Raw genomic sequence first — 18174 nt, forward strand, 5'->3', positions numbered from 1 at the left:
TATCAATCGGCTACGGGCAACATAGCGGCTTATTTTGGCCTGCTACCGGAACCGCATGAGCGTAAACCACATTCCTGTCCAATTCAGCGATCGTAAGCGTCGTGCCGTTGATCGGCTGACGCGGCGGCTGATCACATGCTGTGGCGTGGCGATCCTGCTGTTGATGCTGCTGCTGTTTTGCTGGCTGATTGGCGTGGTGCTTCCGCTGTTCAGTGCGCCGGGCGTGCAGATGATGCCGAGCCAGCAGCTCTGGGATCGTGCGCCCGCTGTCGCCACCGGCAACCTGGGCCGGGTCGGCTGGCGGATCAGCAGTCAGGGCGCCGCCCGGTTTATTCCGCTGGATGGCCAGCCTGCTGAACCGGCGCTGGCGCTGACGCCGCCGCCTGATGAGGTAGTGCGGAGCAGTGATGAACAGACGCTGCTGCTGAATATGCAGGGCGCGCTGACGCTGATGCAGCCCACCGCTGACGGGCAGTGGCATTTTCCGCTGGGCGACAAACCCTTTCATCTGCCCGACGGCGCGGTGACGAAGATGGCGCTGGCGACGCGCCATGCCGGTCAGTGGCGCATTGCGGCGCTCACGGGAGCCGGGCTGCGGGTGCTGACGCTCGGCACCGATCGCCAGGCCTCGGTGTTCTCCCTGCCGCAGGATCGGCTGGATCTGCTGGCTCTCTCTCCCTCAGGCGATCTGCTCTATACCACGGAGGGCAGCCTGCTGCGCGTCTGGCAACTGGATGACGACCAGGCTCAGCTGCGAGAAACCCACACGCTGCCGCAGCGCCCGCAAAGCCTGCACCTGCTGGTGGGCGGCAGAACGCTGCTGATTCAGGATCGTAGCGGTATCACGCAGTGGTTCGCTATCGCCAGCGAGCAGGGGCCGCGCCTGCAGCGTATCCGGACATTTGCCGACAGCCAGAGCGATGACAACACGCTGCTGGTGACGGAATCACAACGGCGGGTGTTTGCGACGATCGACCCGCAGGGGCTGTTACGCCTCTTCGCCAGCAAGCAGCCCGGCCCGATTCTGCAGCGTCAGCTGGCGCCCGGCATCGTGCAGGCGCAGTTTTCACCGCAGGGCGACAGCCTGCTGATTGAGCGGGCGGGAAACTGGCAGCGCCTGCGGCTCGACAATCCCTGGCCGGACGTCACCTGGCGCAGCTTCTGGCAAAAAATCTGGTATGAAAACTATCCCGCACCCGACTGGGTCTGGCAGTCCACCGCGGCGGGCGACAGCTATCAGGCCAAGTTCAGCCTGATGCCGATGGTCACAGGAACGTTAAAGGCGGCCAGCCTAGCGCTGCTGTTTGCCACCCCGCTGGCGCTGGCCGCGGCGATGTACACCGCCTGGTTCATGTCACCCGGATTACGGCGCTGGGTGAAGCCGGCCATCGAGATGATGGGCGCGCTGCCGAGCGTGGTGGTCGGGCTGATTGCCGGGATCTGGCTGGCACCGCATATCGGACAGGCGCTGGTGGGCGTCCTGCTGCTGCCGCTGACGCTGGCGGGCTCGTTACTGCTGTGCGGCGTGTTCAGCGCCCGCTTACCGCCGCGCTGGCGGCAGCCGGGCCGTGAGGTGCTGATTCTGCTGCCGCTGCTGTTGCTGGTCACGCTGCTGACGCTGTGGCTGCCCACGCTGTTTATTCCGGATGCGGGCGACTGGCTGCCCCATTATGAGCAGCGCAATCTGCTGGTCGCGGCGCTGGCGATGGGCTTTGCGCTGGTGCCCCTGATTTTTACGCTTTCCGAAGATGCCCTGTTCAGCGTACCGGCCGCCCTGGGGCAGGGATCGCTGGCGCTGGGGGCCACGCCGTGGCAGACCCTGACCCGCGTCGTGCTGCCCGGCGCCTCGGCCGGTATCTTTGCCGCGCTGATGATTGGGCTGGGGCGGGCCGTGGGCGAAACCATGATTCTGCTGATGGCCACCGGTAACACGCCGCAGAGTGAAGGCGGGCTGTTCAGCGGCCTGCGTGCGCTGTCGGCGAATATCGCCATTGAGATGCCCGAAGCGGTGGCGGGCAGTGCCCATTATCGCGTGCTGTTTCTCAGCGCCCTGATGCTGCTGATCTTTACGCTGGTGATTAACACCGTGGCCGAACTGATTCGTCAGCGGCTGCGTCAGCGCTACAGTCAGCAGGAGGAGCAGGCATGAAGGCGATGCGACAGAACGACCGCTGGCGCTGGTTAACCGCCGGGGCCGTCACGGTCTGCCTGCTGGCGTTTACGCTGCTCATCGGGCTGCTGGCCTGGCAGGGCGTTCGGGCTTTCTGGCCGCAGCGCGTGGATCTCTATACGTTCAGTCAGCCGGAAGGCGGCGAGACACGCCTGCTGGGCGAAACCCTGGAACATCAGCGTCACTTTCCGGCGCCGGCAGATGAGCAGGGCAACCGCGGCGGACAGGTTCATCGCTATCTGGTGAAAACCGGTAACCGCGACTGGGATGCGCCTGATTTCCGGGTCATCTACAGCCGTACCGCCGCGCAGGTCAGCCAGCCAGCGGATATCATGGTGCTGCAGCGGCGCAGCCACGGCCTGGCCTATGGCTGGTTTGTCGGCTTGCGGGAAGACAATGAAGAGTTAACCGCCCGGCATCCCGATGCGCTGCTGCATCAGCGGCTGGGGCAGGTGCAGACGCTGGTGCGGCAGGCAAATCAGATCCGGCGGGTCGATATGGCGCGCCTCAACAACCAGCGTGAAGATCTGGATGAGCAGGCGGCCAGAAACCGCGCGGCCGGGCGCTTCGATCTGCAGGCTGAATCGGAATATCAGGCCAATCAGGCCGCCCTGCAGCGCCGCTTTAATCAGCTGAGCGAGACGCTCGCGGCCCTGCAACAGCAGAGTCAGCGCGATTTGCTTATCCTGCGTGACGTCCAGGGCACCGAACATGCGATTCCCCTGACCGAAATCGTCGACAGCTGGCAGCCGAACGCCATGACGCTGAGCGGCAAAACGGTGCATTTTCTGCATCAGCTGTGGCGTTTTGTCAGCGACACGCCTGCCGAAGGCGAAAGCGAGTCCGGGGCGTTTCCGGCGATTTTCGGCACCGTGCTGATGGTGCTGCTGATGTCGGTGGTGGTGATGCCGCTGGGCGTTATCGCCGCCATCTGGCTGCATGAATATGCCGGACGTCACGCGCTGACGAGGCTGGTGCGTATTGCGGTGGTCAATCTGGCTGGTGTGCCCTCCATCGTCTACGGCGTCTTTGGCCTGGGATTCTTTGTCTGGCTGGCGGGCGGCACGATCGATCGGCTGTTCTTCAGCAGCGCGCTGCCGAACCCTACGTTTGGCACGCCTGGCTTGCTCTGGGCATCGCTGACGCTGGCCCTGCTGACGCTGCCCGTGGTGATTGTGGCGACCGAAGAGGGGCTATCCCGCATTCCCAACAGCCTGCGTCAGGGGTCGCTGGCGCTGGGGGCCACTCAGGCGGAAACGCTGTGGAATGTGGTCCTGCCGATGGCGGTGCCGGCCATGCTGACCGGCCTGATTCTGGCCGTCGCGCGTGCCGCCGGGGAAACCGCGCCGCTGATGCTGGTGGGCGTGGTCAAGATGGTGCCGGAGCTGCCGGTGGATGCGGTGTTCCCTTATCTGCATCTGGACCGCAAGTTTATGCATCTGGGCTTCCAGATTTACGATCTGGCGTTTCAGAGTCCGAATATTGAGGCTGACCGGCCGCTGGTCTTCGCGACCGCGCTGCTGCTGGTGCTGATTATTCTCTCACTGAATCTGCTGGCGATGGGTCTGCGTCACCGTCTGCGTGAACGCTATCGTCTTATGACTCAATAACAGGCTATGACTATGACATCCGACACGGATATCGCGCTGACCGTTAACCAGCTGTCGCTGTGGTATGGCGAGCGCCAGGCGCTGCAGGATATTTCGCTGCAGGTGCCAAAAAACAGGATTACCGCGCTGATCGGGCCGTCAGGCTGTGGTAAATCGACGCTGCTGCGCTGCTTTAACCGCATGAACGATGTGATCGATCACTGCCGGGTCGGGGGTGACGTGCTGCTGGGCTCGCAGTCGATCCTGCGTCCCGAACAGGATCTCTCGGCGCTGCGCCGACGGGTCGGCATGGTGTTTCAGCGGCCCAATCCCTTTCCTAAATCGATCTACGAAAATGTGGTCTACGGGCTGCGTCTGCAGGGCGTGCGCGATCGGCGGGTGCTGAACGAAGCCTGCGAGCGGGCGCTGCGGGCGGCGGCGCTCTGGAGTGAGGTGAAAGATCAGCTGTCGCAGAATGCGCTGACGCTCTCTACCGGTCAGCAGCAGCGTCTGGTGATCGCCCGCGCCATCGCCATTGAGCCGGAAGTGCTGCTGCTGGATGAGCCGACCTCCGCGCTGGACCCTATCTCCACGCTGGTGATTGAAGAGCTGATGACCACGCTCAGGCAGCATTTCACGCTGGTGCTGGTGACGCATAACATGCAGCAGGCGTCGCGCGTCTCCGATTACACCGCGTTTATGCATCAGGGCACGTTAGTGGAGTTTGACGAGACCGATCGCATCTTCACCGCACCGAAACAGCGCCGGACCGAAGATTATATTACGGGGCGCTACGGCTGAGTCAGCATCGGGAAAGGGGCGACCTGCAGGGAGATCACACCGGCTCAGGGGGCCTGTGTCCTGCGTAAAGACGCAAAAGATGCCCTCCATGGCCCGCGATGCTTTACTCCGGACACAGGCCCCCATCGCTTTACGTTTGTCAGCCGTCTGTGGGAAACTCCTGACGGCTTCCGGCACATCAGTCGTTAGCATAACCCTGTGGCGGCAGCGGTTCGCCATCCAGCCAGGCTTTGCCGTCGCGCATCCTCAGCCGTCCCTCGACAAACCAGCCGATCACCAGCGGATAGATCGCGTGCTCCTGATGCTGAACCCGCTCGGTAATTTCCGCTTCGCTGTCGCCGGGAAAAACCGGGACTTTCGCCTGCAGGATCACCGGGCCACCATCCAGCTCTTCGGTGACAAAATGCACGGAGGTGCCATGTTCGCTGTCGCCATTCTCCAGCGCCTGACGGTGCGTATGCAGGCCCGGATATTTCGGCAGCAGAGAAGGGTGGACATTCAGCAGGCGATCGTGAAAATGGGCGACGAACGCGGGGCTGAGGATCCGCATATAGCCCGCCAGCACAATCAGATCGGGCGAGTATGCTTCGATCGCCGCGATGAGCTGGCGGTCAAAGGCTTCACGGTCAGCGAAGTCGCTGGCGGCAAGCGCATGAGCGGGGACACCCGCCTCCTGCGCCCGCGTCAGGCCATACGCGGCGGCACGGTTGCTGAACACGGCAGCCACGCTGCCGTGAATCCGCCCGCTTGCGCAGGCGTCAAGGATGGACTGAAGGTTACTTCCGTTGCCGGAAATCAGTACAACCAGCTTTTTCATCCGTTAATAACCACACGCTCTTCCGCATCGGAGGCTTTGATCACGCCCAGCTTCCAGGCTTTCTCGCCTGCCGCCTGCATCAGCGCAATCGCCTTATCCGCATCGGCCGGACTCAGAGCGATAACCATGCCGACCCCGCAGTTAAAGGTGCGATACATCTCGAAACGGCTGACGTTGCCCGCCTGCTGCAGCCAGCTGAAGACGGCCGGCCACTGCCAGCTCGTCTCGTCGATGACCGCCTGCGTGTTGTCAGGCAGCACGCGCGGAATATTTTCCCAGAAGCCGCCGCCGGTCAGGTGCGCAATCGCGTGCACATCGACCTGCTCAATCAGGCTCAGGATGTTCTTCACATAGATGCGGGTGGGTTCCAGCAGATGGTCGGCCAGCGGTTTGCCTTCCAGCTGTTCAGACAGCGGATCGGTGTTGCTGACTTCCAGAATTTTGCGCACCAGCGAGTAGCCGTTGGAGTGCGGGCCGCTGGAGCCGAGGGCGATCAGTACGTCGCCATCCTGCACCTTGCTGCCATCAATGATTTCGGACTTTTCCACCACGCCGACGCAGAACCCGGCCACGTCATAATCTTCGCCGTGATACATGCCTGGCATCTCGGCGGTTTCACCGCCCACCAGCGCACAACCTGACTGCAGACACCCTTCCGCGATACCGGTGATCACCGCAGAGGCCGTTTCCACATCCAGTTTTCCGGTAGCGTAATAGTCGAGGAAGAAGAGCGGCTCGGCGCCCTGAACCACCAGATCGTTGACGCACATCGCGACCAGGTCAACGCCGATGGCATCGTGACGTTTGAGATCCATCGCCAGACGCAGCTTGGTGCCCACGCCATCGGTGCCGGAAACCAGCACGGGTTCACGGTATTTCTGCGGCAGCGCGCAAAGCGCACCAAAACCGCCCAGTCCACCCATCACTTCCGGGCGACGCGTCTTTTTCACTACGCCTTTAATACGGTCAACCAGAGCGTTACCAGCATCAATATCAACACCGGCGTCTTTGTAACTGAGAGAGGTTTTGTCGGTCACTGCGAGGTCCCCACGCGAGTTGCGGTTGGTGGTTTAAAATAAAGCGCGGCAATTCTATCAGTGCAGGCAAACGTTTGCGAGTCCGGGATTGCGCATCGGCCGAATTTCATCAATCCTCTGTTTATCCCCGTAAAAGCCGCGGTATTGCGCAAGGAGAGGTGGCGCGCCGTCCAAAAGGCGGTATAATCCCGCGATTTTTTTTTAGCTCAACTCATTCCGGGAGAACACCAATGAAGATCGTGGAAGTCAGACACCCGCTGGTCAAACATAAACTGGGCCTGATGCGTGAGCATGATATCAGTACAAAGCGTTTTCGCGAGCTGGCGTCGGAAGTGGGCAGCCTGCTGACCTATGAAGCGACCGCCGATCTGGAAACAGAGCGCGTAACCATTGAGGGCTGGAACGGCCCGGTAGAGATCGACCAGATCAAAGGCAAAAAAATCACGGTGGTGCCGATTCTGCGTGCCGGTCTTGGCATGATGGAAGGGGTGCTGGAGCACGTTCCCAGCGCCCGTATCAGCGTGGTGGGCGTCTACCGCGATGAAGAGACGCTGGAGCCGGTGCCTTACTTCCAGAAGCTGGTCTCTAACATCGAAGAGCGCCTGGCGCTGGTTGTCGATCCCATGCTGGCCACCGGTGGCTCCATGATCGCCACCATCGACCTCCTGAAGAAAGCGGGCTGCTCCAGCATCAAGGTGCTGGTACTGGTGGCTGCGCCGGAAGGGATCGCGGCGCTGGAGAAAGCGCATCCGGACGTTGAGCTGTACACCGCGTCAGTGGATCAGGGGCTGAACGACAAGGGTTATATCATTCCCGGACTCGGCGATGCCGGGGACAAAATTTTCGGAACCAAATAAATCGCATAGCCGACCAGAGAGTCGGCTTTTTTTTGGCAAAAAAAAGTTCCCGGAACGGGTCGGGTCTGCCGTGAGGCTGACCGGCGCGCCTGCTGCTGTGGCAGCGGTGCGGACCTGCGGGAGAGATAACCTAAGGGGATAAATGATGACTCGTCGCGCCATTGGCGTCAGTGAACGACCGCCGTTACTGCAGACCATTCCACTCAGCCTGCAACACCTGTTCGCCATGTTTGGTGCCACCGTGCTGGTGCCGATTCTGTTCCATATCAACCCGGCCACCGTGCTGCTGTTCAACGGGGTGGGCACACTGATTTATCTCTTTATCTGTAAAGGCAAAATTCCCGCCTATCTGGGCTCGAGCTTTGCGTTTATCTCGCCGGTGCTGCTGTTGCTGCCGCTGGGCTATGAGGTGGCGCTGGGCGGATTTATTCTGTGCGGCGTGCTGTTCTGCATTGTGGCGCTGATCGTTAAACGCGCCGGAACCGGCTGGCTCGACGTCATGTTCCCGCCTGCGGCGATGGGGGCGATTGTTGCCGTCATCGGCCTGGAGCTGGCTGGCGTGGCCGCCAACATGGCGGGCCTGCTGCCCGCTGAAGGCAGTACGCCAGACAGTAAAACGGTGTTGATCTCGCTGGTGACGCTGGCGGTGACGGTATTCGGATCGGTGCTGTTCCGCGGTTTCCTGGCGATCATTCCGATTCTGGTTGGCGTGGTCGTGGGGTATCTGCTCTCCGCCGTGATGGGCATCGTGGACTGGAGCGGCGTCGAGCGTGCGCCATGGTTCGCCCTGCCAACGTTCTACACGCCGCGCTTTGAGTGGGTGGCGATGCTGACGATTCTGCCGGCGGCGCTGGTGGTCATCGCCGAGCATATCGGTCATCTGGTGGTGACCGCGAACATCGTGAAGAAAGATCTGATCCGCGATCCGGGCCTGCATCGTTCGATGTTTGCCAACGGCTTATCGACGGTGATCTCCGGCTTCTTTGGTTCCACGCCAAACACCACTTACGGCGAGAATATCGGTGTGATGGCGATCACCCGCGTCTACAGTACCTGGGTCATCGGTGGCGCGGCGATTCTGGCGATCCTGCTCTCCTGCGTCGGCAAGCTGGCGGCCGTGATCCAGGCGATCCCGGTGCCGGTCATGGGCGGCGTCTCGCTGCTGCTGTACGGGGTGATCGGCGCATCCGGTATCCGCGTGCTGATCGAATCTAAGGTCGACTACAACAAGGCACAGAACCTGATCCTCACCTCGGTGATCCTGATCATCGGCGTCAGCGGCGCGAAGGTACATATCGGCGCGGCGGAGCTGAAAGGCATGGCGCTGGCGACGATCGTGGGTGTCGGCCTGGCGCTGATCTTCCGCGTGATCTCGCTGCTGCGTCCGGAAGAAGTGGTACTGGAAGCCGACGAACCGCGCGAACCGTGATCCCGGCCTGAGTCACGGGATCGGGGCAGGGACGCCCCATTCATCTCTTTCTGAAAACTGTGTTAGAATTCCCCCGATTTTTTGCTTGTTCTCTTGCTGAGGTGCTTCTGAACACGCCGGCACAATTGTCATTGCCACTCTATTTACCAGACGACGAAACCTTCTCCAGCTTCTGGCCGGGGGAAAACCCGTCGCTGATTGCCGCACTGAAAGGCGCTCTTAACCAGCAACACGGCAGCTATCTCTACTTCTGGTCACGCGAAGGGGGAGGGCGAAGCCATCTGCTGCACGCCGCCTGCGCAGAGATGTCCGCGCGTAACGAGGCGGTCGGCTATGTGCCGCTCGATAAACGCACCTGGTTTGTGCCGGAAGTGCTGGAAGGGATGGAGCAGCTGTCGCTGGTCTGCATCGATAACATCGAATGCATTGCCGGCGAGCCGGAGTGGGAGATGGCGATCTTTGATCTCTACAACCGCATTCTGGAAACCGGTAACACGCGCCTGTTTATCACCGGCGATCGTCCGCCGCGTCAGCTTAATCTGCAACTGCCCGATCTCGCCTCACGGCTGGACTGGGGGCAGATCTATCGCCTGCAGCCGCTCTCTGATGAAGATAAACTCCAGGCGCTGCAGCTGCGCGCCGGATTACGCGGTTTTGAATTGCCGGAAGATGTGGGCCGTTTCCTGCTGAAACGGCTGGATCGGGAAATGCGCACCCTGTTCGATACGCTGGATCGGCTCGACCGCGCCTCTATCAGCGCCCAGCGTAAACTCACCATTCCGTTCGTGAAAGAGACGCTCGGCCTTTAAAGGATGTCGAGCACCGCTTCCGGCGGACGGCCGATTCGCGCGTTGTCACCGCTGATCACAATCGGTCTTTCAATCAGAACCGGATTGTCCACCAGTGCATCCAGCAGCGCACTCTCGCTTTTCTCGCTGAGTCCCAGCTCGCGATAGATCGCCTCTTTGGTCCGCATCAACTCCCGTGCGCTCTGCATCCCCAGCTTCTGCAACAGGATTTGCAGCGTTTCGCGATCGGGCGGCGTCTGCAGATAGAGCACCACCTCCGGCTCGATCCCGCGAGCGGTAAGCAGCGCCAGCGTTTCGCGGCTCTTGCTGCAGCGCGGGTTGTGATAGATCGTTACCATTCTGATTCTCCTTTCAGGGCGGTGGCGTTTACCCTTTCTGATACTGCTTAAAGCGCTGCTGCAACTGACGCAGCTGGTCGATACGGGCGTCGTAGCGCGCCTGCTTCAGGCTACCGAGCGGCACCTGGGCGCTGGCGCTGCTGAGAGTGGTGATCGCCTGGTCGAGCTGACCATTCAGCGCCAGGCTCTCCGCCCGCGCAGAAAGTTCTTCATCGTTCAGACCCTGCCGGGCGGAGGCCTGAGCCAGCAGGTCCCAGCCGTTAGGATCGTCTTTGTTAGACCAGGTGTAGCGATTCAGAATCCGGCTGGCGCTGGCGTACTGCTTCGCTTCGACGTAGGCATTGGCGAGGTTAAGCTGGATCACCGGGCTGTTTTTGGCTCCGCTGGCGGCACTCAGCAGCGCGATGGCCTGCTGCGGCTGATTCAGGCCGATGTCGATGTCCGACATTATATCCAGGAACCAGATATTGGCGGGCTGCTTCGCCAGTAACGGCGTCATGATGCGCTTCGCATCGGCAAAGCTTTTCGCCTGCAGAAACTGTATGGCTTTGCCATATTGTGACGCCATCTGCTCACGGGCATTGCCGTTCGCATACTGACTCAGCAGTTCGTCGGTCAGCTGATTGCGTCCGGTCGGGTACATCCCCAGCGCACGCACCTTCGCCAGATAGAAATCCTCCGTCGACTGCACTACCACGGGCCGCATCTGGTTCGCCCGGTTGCGGGCATCCGCCAGACGGCTGTCGGGCAGCGGGTGCGTCAGCAGGATCTCAGGCGGTTTGGAGGAGAAGCGGCTCTGATCGGCCAGCTTCTGCAGGAAGTTCGGCATCGCCTGTGGATCGAATCCGGCACGCTGCAGAACCTGAATCCCGATACGGTCAGCCTCCTGCTCATTGCCCTGGGTAAAGCTGATGATGCCCTGCTGCGTGCCTGCCAGGGTGCCGGTCAGGGCGGCCATGCCCGCCTGCGGGCTGGCCATCGCCAGCAGAATCGAGCCCAGCGCGCCGACCCAGGTCAGCGGCGCATTGCGCTTCTGATCTTCCATCGCGCGTGCCAGGTGGCGCTGGGTGACGTGTGAGATCTCGTGCGCCATCACGGACGCCAGCTGGCTTTCATTCTCGGTAAAACGGAACAGCGCCGAGTGCAGCACCACGTTGCCGCCAAAGAAGGCAAAGGCGTTAAGCTCATCGTTCTGGATCAGGAAGAAGTGGAAGGGCGTTTTCACGGCGTCGGCGTGCGAAACCAGGCGCTGACCCAGCTGATTGATGTACTGATTCAGCAGCGGATCGTTAATCAGCGGGGCACTGGCGCGCAGCTGGCGCACATAGAAGTCGCCCATCTGCAGCTCCTGATTAATCGACAGCGTCGAACCGGCCGTGGTGCCGATATCGGGGAGCGAATCACTGATGTCGGCGTAAGCCGGAGACAGCGTCGTAAAAATGAGTGTCGGAAGGAGCGCGGCGATCAGCGTTTTCTTTAACCGGTTCAACATGCCTTAATCCTGTAGAGAGGCCCTGAGAATGGACAGGTGCGCAGCGGAAACGTTCCCTTTTTCGCCGATCACTGCGGTCCGGCCCTATCTTAACCAGAGCACTAACAGAAAGGAATGGCGTTTTCAGCCGACTGCCCGAGCTGATTTGTGCAAAATGGGGATTTTTGGCGAAAAAAATTGAATATCCGCAATACCTAAACGGGAGTTAAACGGCTTTATTCCGTAAGGCATTGCTGCATGGCTGAGCGGGAAAATGGCGTGTTATTCAATGAATACCTTCATCGCCGGACGAAATAAAGCAGAATCTGCTGAGAGAGAATAAAAAGATAAACGCTGCTTTTTTTAAAGTTATGTAAATTCACTCAAAAAAACTGAATGTGGCACGGTTTTTTCCAGGTCTACTCTGAAAAAAACAGGGTAACCCGTCAGCAATTTCCCGTTTTGCCATCAACAGATTAAATCGTTCATTCATCATCCTGTTTTTAATTCCAGCTACGCCTGGCTGCGATTTATTTATGACGAAAGCCGCTACGTAAGATAACAGGCTGAATGCGCAGATCCACGTCTGACAAGAGCCTTATTTCCTTTGTATGAAACTTTTCGATTAATTCTGCCGGTGAATCATTTTCGCAGGTTATCACTGGCGGGCTGACCTGAATTTACACAGGCGTGAATTATACCGGTGCTGTGATATAGATAGCCGACCTGATTCAGTCCTGAATCTGCCAGCCATTATTTGATTTGCCGGAGAGAAGTAATATGCGTTCAGTGGTTTCATACGCGTTAATCGCCATTACTGGCGGCGTCGTTGGCGCGGCTGTCACTCAGAGTGGCGATATTTATGACAAAGTCTCACGCCATTTTGCAACCGAGCCGCAGGAAGCCGAAGGATTCTGGAGCACACCCGCCATTGAAGGGTACGGCAAAATTCACTACGAGCCTGATGCTGCGTTTAAACCGGTCGCGGGCCTCAGCAATAAGATCGTTTTCCAGATCACCCGCAGCGACGGCGCCATGACGGCCCCTAATCTGGGGCTGGAGCGCGTGGCGCGTGTAGTGAACTTATATATCGCCTCGGGGGTGCCAGCGGATCAGCTGAAGTTTGTGGTTTCGGTCACCGGTGATGCGACCCCGGCCATGCTGGATAACGCCCATTTCAAACAGTTTTACGGCATCGAAAATCCAAACCTGAAGCTGATTAATGAGCTGAATCAGGCTGGGGTGAAAGTCTCGGTGTGCGATCAGTCCGTGGCCTTCCATCACTACCCCAATAACTGGATTGATAAATCGGTCATCCATGCGCTTTCCAGTCCGACCACCGTATCCACCCTGCAGAATCAGGGTTACGCGTGGCTGGCAATGTAATGAATATTTTCAATAACCGGGAGAAGAGTGAATGCGTCCAGCAGCGTTAGTGGTGATGGCGGCCGTGGCCGGATTTATCGGAGGCAACGTTTTACAGTTGCCAGCGTTATTTGACAAAGTCAGCGGCAAAGTGGCGGAGAATAAAACTGAGCCCGCTGATTTCTGGAGTACGCCAGCGATTGAGGGTTACGGCAAAATACATTATGTCGACACGCCCGCGTTTAAACCCGGCACCACCGCAGGGCTGAGTAATAAAATTGTTTTCCAGATCAACCATAATGAAGGGGATATCCGCAAGCCGAATCTGGGCCTGGAGCGCGTGGCGCGCGTCACCAACCTCTATTATGCGGCGGGTGTGCCACTCGACCAGCTGAAATTTGTGGTCTCAATTAATGGCGATGCGGTCTCTTCGGCTCTGAATAATGCCCAGTTCAGCAAAGCTTACGGGGTGGATAACCCGAACCTGAAGCTGATTAGCGAACTGAAAAAAGCGGGCGTTCAGGTCACTATCTGCGACCAGTCCGTGGCGTTTCATCAGCTCGAGCGCAACTGGATCGACCCGATGGTCACGCACACCATCTCCAGCGGCACCACCGTGGCGACGCTGGAAAACAGCGGCTACGCCTTCCTGATGCTGTAAACGTCTGACAGCGGCGTCACTGCCGCTGTCACCTGCCGGTCACGTTACGGTGATGCCCCTGTCATAAAACGCCGCTAGTTTACGTCGCAATGAGATCGATCTCATCGACGATAAACGAGGCAGTGATGACAGATTTACTCCGCGTAGCCCGACTGGCAGGCGTCTCCCGCGCTACCGCTGCGCGCGCCTTTTCCGACCCGCACCTGCTCAAAGCCGACACGCTGCAGAAGGTCCTGGCCGTCTCAGAAGAGATCGGCTTTCGCCCGAACCATATTGCCCGTCAACTCCGTACACAACACTCCACCACGCTTGGCGTCCTGCTGCCTTCGCTGCTCAATCCGGTTTTTGCCCTGCAGCTGCAGGCGATGGAGCAGCAGGCACGCCAGGCCGGGTATGCGCTGCTGGTGGCGACCAGTGATTATCAGCCCGAGCGTGAAGCCGCTATCGTCGAACATATGCTGCACCAGCGCGTCGCCGGTCTGGTTCTGACGGTGGCAGACGCCGATAGCAGCACGCTGCTGCCCACGCTGGCGGCAGCGAAAATGCCCTTTGTCCTGACCCACAACGTGCCGCAGCAGCATGACTGGCTCACGCTGTGCGTCGATAACCGCAAAGCGATTGCGGAGGCGACCGCCTGTCTGATCTCGCTGGGCCACCGCCATATCGTAATGGCTGCAGGCCCGATGCAGCAGTCTGACCGTGCACGCCTGCGCTATCTGGGCTACTGCGACGCCATGCAGCAGGCCGGTCTGACACCGCAGGCGATGATTGAGATGCCCAGCCATATTCACTCCGACTTCCGGCCCCTGCAACCGCTGATGAACGCCCCGTCGCCGCTGACGGCGGTGATCTGCAGTAACGATCTGCTGGCGATCAGCCTGCTGGGCGCGGCTGCGCGTGCCGGGGTCAGCGTACCGGCTCAGCTATCAGTCATCGGCTTCGACGGGATTGCGCTGGGCGAACAGCTTACCCCTTCACTGGCCAGCGTGGTGCAGCCGATTGCGCTGATGGGCACCCGTGCCATCGACCTGCTTCTGCATCCGGGCGGCCAGAGCGCGCGGCTGGCCCACCATTTACGGCTCGGGGAGAGTATCGCCCCGGCATTTCATCGTTCTTCTTCAGGGAAACAACATGACATTCACCGCTAATCTCCGACATCTCGCCCGCGCTGCGCTACTGGCCGGATGCACGCTCGCCAGTGGCTGGACCCAGGCGGCGGAAAACGCCATCTGTTACAACTGCCCGCCAGAATGGGCCGACTGGGCCACGCAGCTCAGGGCGATCGAAAAAGCGACCGGCATTCAGGTGCCGCAGGACAATAAAAATTCGGGTCAGGCGCTGGCCCAGCTGGTGGCGGAGAAAAATCATCCGGTGGCTGACGTGGTCTATTACGGCGTCAGTTTCGGCATTCAGGCCACTAACGCCGACGTGGTCAGCGCTTACAAACCCGCTAACTGGGATGAGATCCCGGCAGGCATGAAAGATCCCGCGGGCAAATGGGTGGCGCTGCACTCCGGCACCATGGGCTTTATGGTCAATGTGGATGCGCTGGGAGGCGCACCGGTGCCACGTTCCTGGGACGATCTGCTGAAGCCCGAATATAAAGGAATGGTGGGCTACCTCGATCCGGCCAGTGCCTTTGTGGGCTATGTCGCAGCGGTCGCGGTGAATCAGGCTAAGGGCGGCAGCCTGCAGGACTTTACACCGGCGATTAACTGGTTCAAGGCGCTGCAGCGCAACCAGCCGATTGTGCCTAAGCAGACGGCCTATGCGCGGCTGATTTCGGGTGAAATCCCGATTCTGATCGACTACGACTTCAACGCCTATCGTGCCCGCTACAAAGATCACGCCAATGTGGCATTTGTGATCCCCCGCGAAGGCACGGTTACGGTGCCCTATGTCATCAGCCTGGTGAAGAACGCGCCGCACCCGGCCAACGGCAAAAAAGTGATCGATTTCGTGCTCTCCGATGCCGGTCAGGCGATCTGGGCCAATGCCTGGCTGCGTCCGGTGCGGGCGTCGGCGATGTCACCCGAGGCGAAAAAATATTTTCTGCCTGACAGCGACTATGCGCGTGCGCACACGGTCGATTATCAGCAGATGGCGGAGGCACAAAAGGGCTTCTCCGCGCGTTATCTGAGCGAGATCCGCTGATGTCGCTGCCGGCACTTAACGTGCCCGCCGCTGACGGGCCGGTTCGCCGCCGGCGTCGTCCGCTGGGGGCAAACTGGCCGTGGATGCTGCTGCCTGCGCTGATCTTCTTCGCGGCCTTCTGGCTGCTGCCGTTTGCGCGTCTGTTGCAGATCGGGATGACCGAAGATCGCACCACGCACCGCAGCGGCTACTGGACGGCGATCGGCCAGCCGCAATATCTGCACAGCCTGCTGAACACCGTGCTGCTCTCGGCGGCGGTCACGCTGGTGACGCTGCTGATTGCGGCGGTGGTGGGCTGCTTTCTGGCGCGGCACCGCTTCTCCGGCCGGGGCACGCTGCTGGCGCTGCTGACCTTTCCACTGGCTTTTCCGGGCGTGGTGGTGGGGTTTCTGATGGTGATGCTGGCGGGACGACAGGGGGTGCTGGCGCAGTTCAGTCTCAGCATGTTCCATGAGCGCTGGGTCCTGGCCTATTCGCTCAGCGGCCTATTCATCGGCTATCTCTATTTTTCGCTGCCGCGCGCCATCGTGACGCTGACGGCGGCCAGCGAGAAGCTGGATCGATCGCTGGAAGAGGCGGCGCGTTCGCTGGGTGCCAGCCAGTGGCGCATCGTCATGGACGTTATTATTCCGGGGCTGAAACCGGCGCTGCTCTCCTGTGGCGCACTCTGTTTCGCGACCAGCATGGGGGCGTTTGGCACGGCGTTTACGCTGGGCACTGAGCTGGCGGTGCTGCCGCTGACCATTTACGGCGAATTCACCAATTACGCCAACTTTGCCACCGCGGCGGCACTCTCGGTCATCATGGGCGCGGTCGCCTGGCTGGCGCTGATGCTGGCGAATGGACTGGCGACCCGCCGGAATGCGAGGTCATCATGAAACGCCGGGGACTCTTTTATCTGCAGGTGACAATCACCAGCCTGACCGCGCTGTTTATGATCGTGCCGGTCGTGCTCTCCATGCTGGCGGGCGTCACGCAGAACTATTTCGTGGGTCTGCGCAGCGGCCTGACGCTGAAGTGGGTGGCGCAGGTGTGGCAGATGTATGGCGACACGTTCTGGCTGTCGCTGCTGATCGCCCTGAGCTGTCTGGCGGTGACGGTCATCGTGGGCGTGCCCGCCGCCTGGGGGTTACTGAAGTCGCCGTCACGCTGGGCCGCCCGCATTGAGGAGTGCCTGATGCTGCCGGTGGCGCTGCCCGGGCTGGCCACCGCGCTGGGCATCATCCTGCTCTATGGTCAGTTCAGCGGTTTGCGCGACAGCTGGCTCTTTATTCTGATTGGCCATGTGCTCTTTACGCTGCCCTTTATGATCCGACCGGTGCTGTCGGTAATGCAGGCGATTGACCTGCCGCGCCTGGAAGAGGCCGCCGCCAGTCTGGGCGCGGGGTTCTGGTTCCGCTTCTTTACCGTGGTTATCCCGAACTGCCGCAACGGCATCCTGGCGGGGGCGTTCATGGTGATCACGCTGTCGGTCGGAGAGTTCAACATTACCTGGATGCTGCACACGCCACTGACCAAAACCCTGCCGGTCGGGCTGGCCGACAGCTACACCTCGATGCGGCTGGAGGTCGGTTCCGCCTACACCCTGATCTTTATCATGATGATTTTACCGCTGCTGCTGTTGCTCAACACCTGTAATCACTGGCTGGAACGGCAGGCGTCGCGGCAGCAGAGAGAGGAGACCCTATGAAAGAGGCCGTTAACGTGACGCTGCGCCACTGCTCGCGTCGTTTTAATCAGCAGGTCGCGCTGCACCCGCTCGATCTGCAGGTTCAGGCTGGCGAAACCCTGGTGCTGCTGGGACCGTCGGGCTGCGGCAAGACCACGCTGCTGCGTATCATCAGCGGCCTGGAAAGCAGCGATCCGCCGGGTGAGATCTGGTTTGATCAGCGAAACGTCACGGCGCTGCCGATCGAGAAACGCAATGTCGGCATGGTGTTCCAGAACTACGCGCTCTTCCCGACGCTCAATGTGGCGCAGAACGTCGCCTATGGCCTGAAGGTGCAGGGTGTGCCGCGTGCTGAGCGTGAGGCGCGGGTCGCAGAGATGCTGGCGCTGGTGGATCTGACCCATCTGTCACATCGGGCTATCGATAAATTGTCCGGCGGACAGAAGCAGCGGGTGGCGCTGGCCCGTGCGCTGGCCGCCCGGCCTAAAGTGCTGCTGTTTGATGAGCCGCTGGCGGCGCTTGACGCCAGGCTGCGCGATCGGCTGCGGCTGGAGATCGGCGCGCTGCTCAAGCGGCTGGCCATCACCGCCGTCTACGTCACGCACGATCAGCAGGAGGCGATGGCGCTGGGCGATCGCATCGCGGTCATGGAGCAGGGCCGTCTGGTGCAGCTCGATACCCCGCAGGCGATCTATCAGCGCCCGGCCTCCCGCTTTGTGGCCGACTTTGTGGGGGCCATTAACTGCATCGCACACGATCCCCAGGGGCAGCCGCTGCGTTTCTGTCGCCCGGAAGAGATCCTGCTGGCCGACGAGAGCCGCTATCCGCAGCGCGGCGTGATTGTCGGCAGCACGTTTCTCGGCGCTTCGCAGCGCCTGATGATCGATATCGGTCTGGATAAGCCTATCCAGGTAGAACGTCATGCCCGCGAAATCTGGCAGGCGGGGCAGCGCATCAGCTGGTCGCTGACCCGTCAGGCCGCGCTGGAATTCAGCTGTTAAGGAGTC

The 18174-nt window shown here is 60.4% G+C and carries 17 protein-coding genes; 13 read left to right on the top strand and 4 right to left on the bottom strand.

Translation table 11 applies throughout. The features are described 5' to 3' along the window. The first annotated feature begins 55 nt into the window (after positions 1-55). Genes J1C59_RS05275 through pstB form a run of 3 tightly spaced genes read left to right on the top strand, consistent with a single transcriptional unit; the run spans position 56 to position 4560 of the window. Positions 56-2149 (top strand): ABC transporter permease subunit, encoded by a 2094-nt coding sequence (locus J1C59_RS05275; RefSeq protein ID WP_140916990.1) that lies wholly within the window; start codon positions 56-58, stop codon positions 2147-2149. Beyond that, positions 2146-3780, top strand: coding sequence for a phosphate ABC transporter permease PstA (pstA, locus tag J1C59_RS05280; protein ID WP_128086179.1), 1635 nt, complete (start codon positions 2146-2148; stop codon positions 3778-3780). Before J1C59_RS05275 ends, pstA begins: the two co-directional genes overlap by 4 nt. 12 nt (positions 3781-3792) lie before the next feature. After that, the gene (gene pstB / locus J1C59_RS05285; protein WP_128086178.1) at positions 3793-4560 is read left to right on the top strand and encodes a phosphate ABC transporter ATP-binding protein PstB; all 768 of its coding nucleotides are present in this window, start codon (positions 3793-3795) and stop codon (positions 4558-4560) included. Between the two features lie 178 nt (positions 4561-4738). Here the strand turns inward: pstB and purN are convergent, their stop codons facing one another. Beyond that, a complete protein-coding gene (gene purN / locus J1C59_RS05290) occupies positions 4739-5377 on the bottom strand; it encodes a phosphoribosylglycinamide formyltransferase (RefSeq protein WP_128086177.1) in 639 nt (212 codons plus the stop codon). After that, entirely contained in the window at positions 5374-6414 is a 1041-nt protein-coding gene (purM, locus tag J1C59_RS05295; RefSeq protein WP_128086176.1) for a phosphoribosylformylglycinamidine cyclo-ligase, read from the bottom strand. Before purM ends, purN begins: the two co-directional genes overlap by 4 nt. A gap of 230 nt (positions 6415-6644) precedes the next feature. Here purM and upp point away from each other — a divergent pair, with 230 nt between their 5' ends. From upp to hda, 3 genes are all read left to right on the top strand, one after another. After that, on the top strand, positions 6645-7271 hold the full coding sequence (upp, locus tag J1C59_RS05300) for a uracil phosphoribosyltransferase (RefSeq protein ID WP_128086175.1): 627 nt from the start codon (positions 6645-6647) through the stop codon (positions 7269-7271). Positions 7272-7416: 145 nt separating this feature from the next. Then, positions 7417-8700: a uracil permease gene (gene uraA / locus J1C59_RS05305; RefSeq protein ID WP_128086181.1), complete on the top strand. Its 1284-nt coding sequence runs from the start codon at positions 7417-7419 to the stop codon at positions 8698-8700. Between the two features lie 107 nt (positions 8701-8807). Next, complete coding sequence (gene hda / locus J1C59_RS05310) at positions 8808-9509, top strand: DnaA inactivator Hda (RefSeq protein WP_233498975.1); 702 nt, start codon at positions 8808-8810, stop codon at positions 9507-9509. Here hda and arsC read toward each other — a convergent pair. After that, positions 9506-9847, bottom strand: a complete 342-nt coding sequence (arsC, locus tag J1C59_RS05315) for an arsenate reductase (glutaredoxin) (RefSeq protein ID WP_128086174.1) — start codon at positions 9845-9847, stop codon at positions 9506-9508. The genes hda and arsC overlap by 4 nt on opposite strands. A gap of 28 nt (positions 9848-9875) precedes the next feature. Further along, entirely contained in the window at positions 9876-11339 is a 1464-nt protein-coding gene (gene bepA, locus J1C59_RS05320; RefSeq protein ID WP_128086173.1) for a beta-barrel assembly-enhancing protease, read from the bottom strand. A 759-nt stretch (positions 11340-12098) separates the two neighbouring features. Here bepA and J1C59_RS05325 point away from each other — a divergent pair. The 7 genes from J1C59_RS05325 to J1C59_RS05355 all read left to right on the top strand — a co-directional run bounded on the left by J1C59_RS05325 (position 12099) and on the right by J1C59_RS05355 (position 18168). Continuing rightward, positions 12099-12704, top strand: a complete 606-nt coding sequence (locus J1C59_RS05325; protein ID WP_128086172.1) for a DsrE family protein — start codon at positions 12099-12101, stop codon at positions 12702-12704. A 31-nt stretch (positions 12705-12735) separates the two neighbouring features. Beyond that, positions 12736-13344 (top strand): DsrE family protein, encoded by a 609-nt coding sequence (locus J1C59_RS05330; protein ID WP_128086171.1) that lies wholly within the window; start codon positions 12736-12738, stop codon positions 13342-13344. Positions 13345-13469: 125 nt separating this feature from the next. Beyond that, entirely contained in the window at positions 13470-14492 is a 1023-nt protein-coding gene (locus J1C59_RS05335) for a substrate-binding domain-containing protein (RefSeq protein ID WP_128086170.1), read from the top strand. Continuing rightward, entirely contained in the window at positions 14476-15498 is a 1023-nt protein-coding gene (locus J1C59_RS05340) for an ABC transporter substrate-binding protein (RefSeq protein ID WP_128086169.1), read from the top strand. Before J1C59_RS05335 ends, J1C59_RS05340 begins: the two co-directional genes overlap by 17 nt. Continuing rightward, positions 15498-16376 (top strand): ABC transporter permease, encoded by an 879-nt coding sequence (locus tag J1C59_RS05345; protein ID WP_128086168.1) that lies wholly within the window; start codon positions 15498-15500, stop codon positions 16374-16376. Before J1C59_RS05340 ends, J1C59_RS05345 begins: the two co-directional genes overlap by 1 nt. Next, entirely contained in the window at positions 16373-17188 is an 816-nt protein-coding gene (locus tag J1C59_RS05350; protein WP_128086167.1) for an ABC transporter permease, read from the top strand. Before J1C59_RS05345 ends, J1C59_RS05350 begins: the two co-directional genes overlap by 4 nt. Beyond that, a complete protein-coding gene (locus J1C59_RS05355; RefSeq protein WP_140916989.1) occupies positions 17185-18168 on the top strand; it encodes an ABC transporter ATP-binding protein in 984 nt (327 codons plus the stop codon). The genes J1C59_RS05350 and J1C59_RS05355 overlap by 4 nt, the downstream gene beginning before the upstream one ends. Positions 18169-18174 lie beyond the last annotated feature (6 nt).

The sequence above is a fragment of the Pantoea deleyi genome (assembly GCF_022647325.1).
GTDB classification, from domain to species: domain Bacteria; phylum Pseudomonadota; class Gammaproteobacteria; order Enterobacterales; family Enterobacteriaceae; genus Pantoea; species Pantoea deleyi.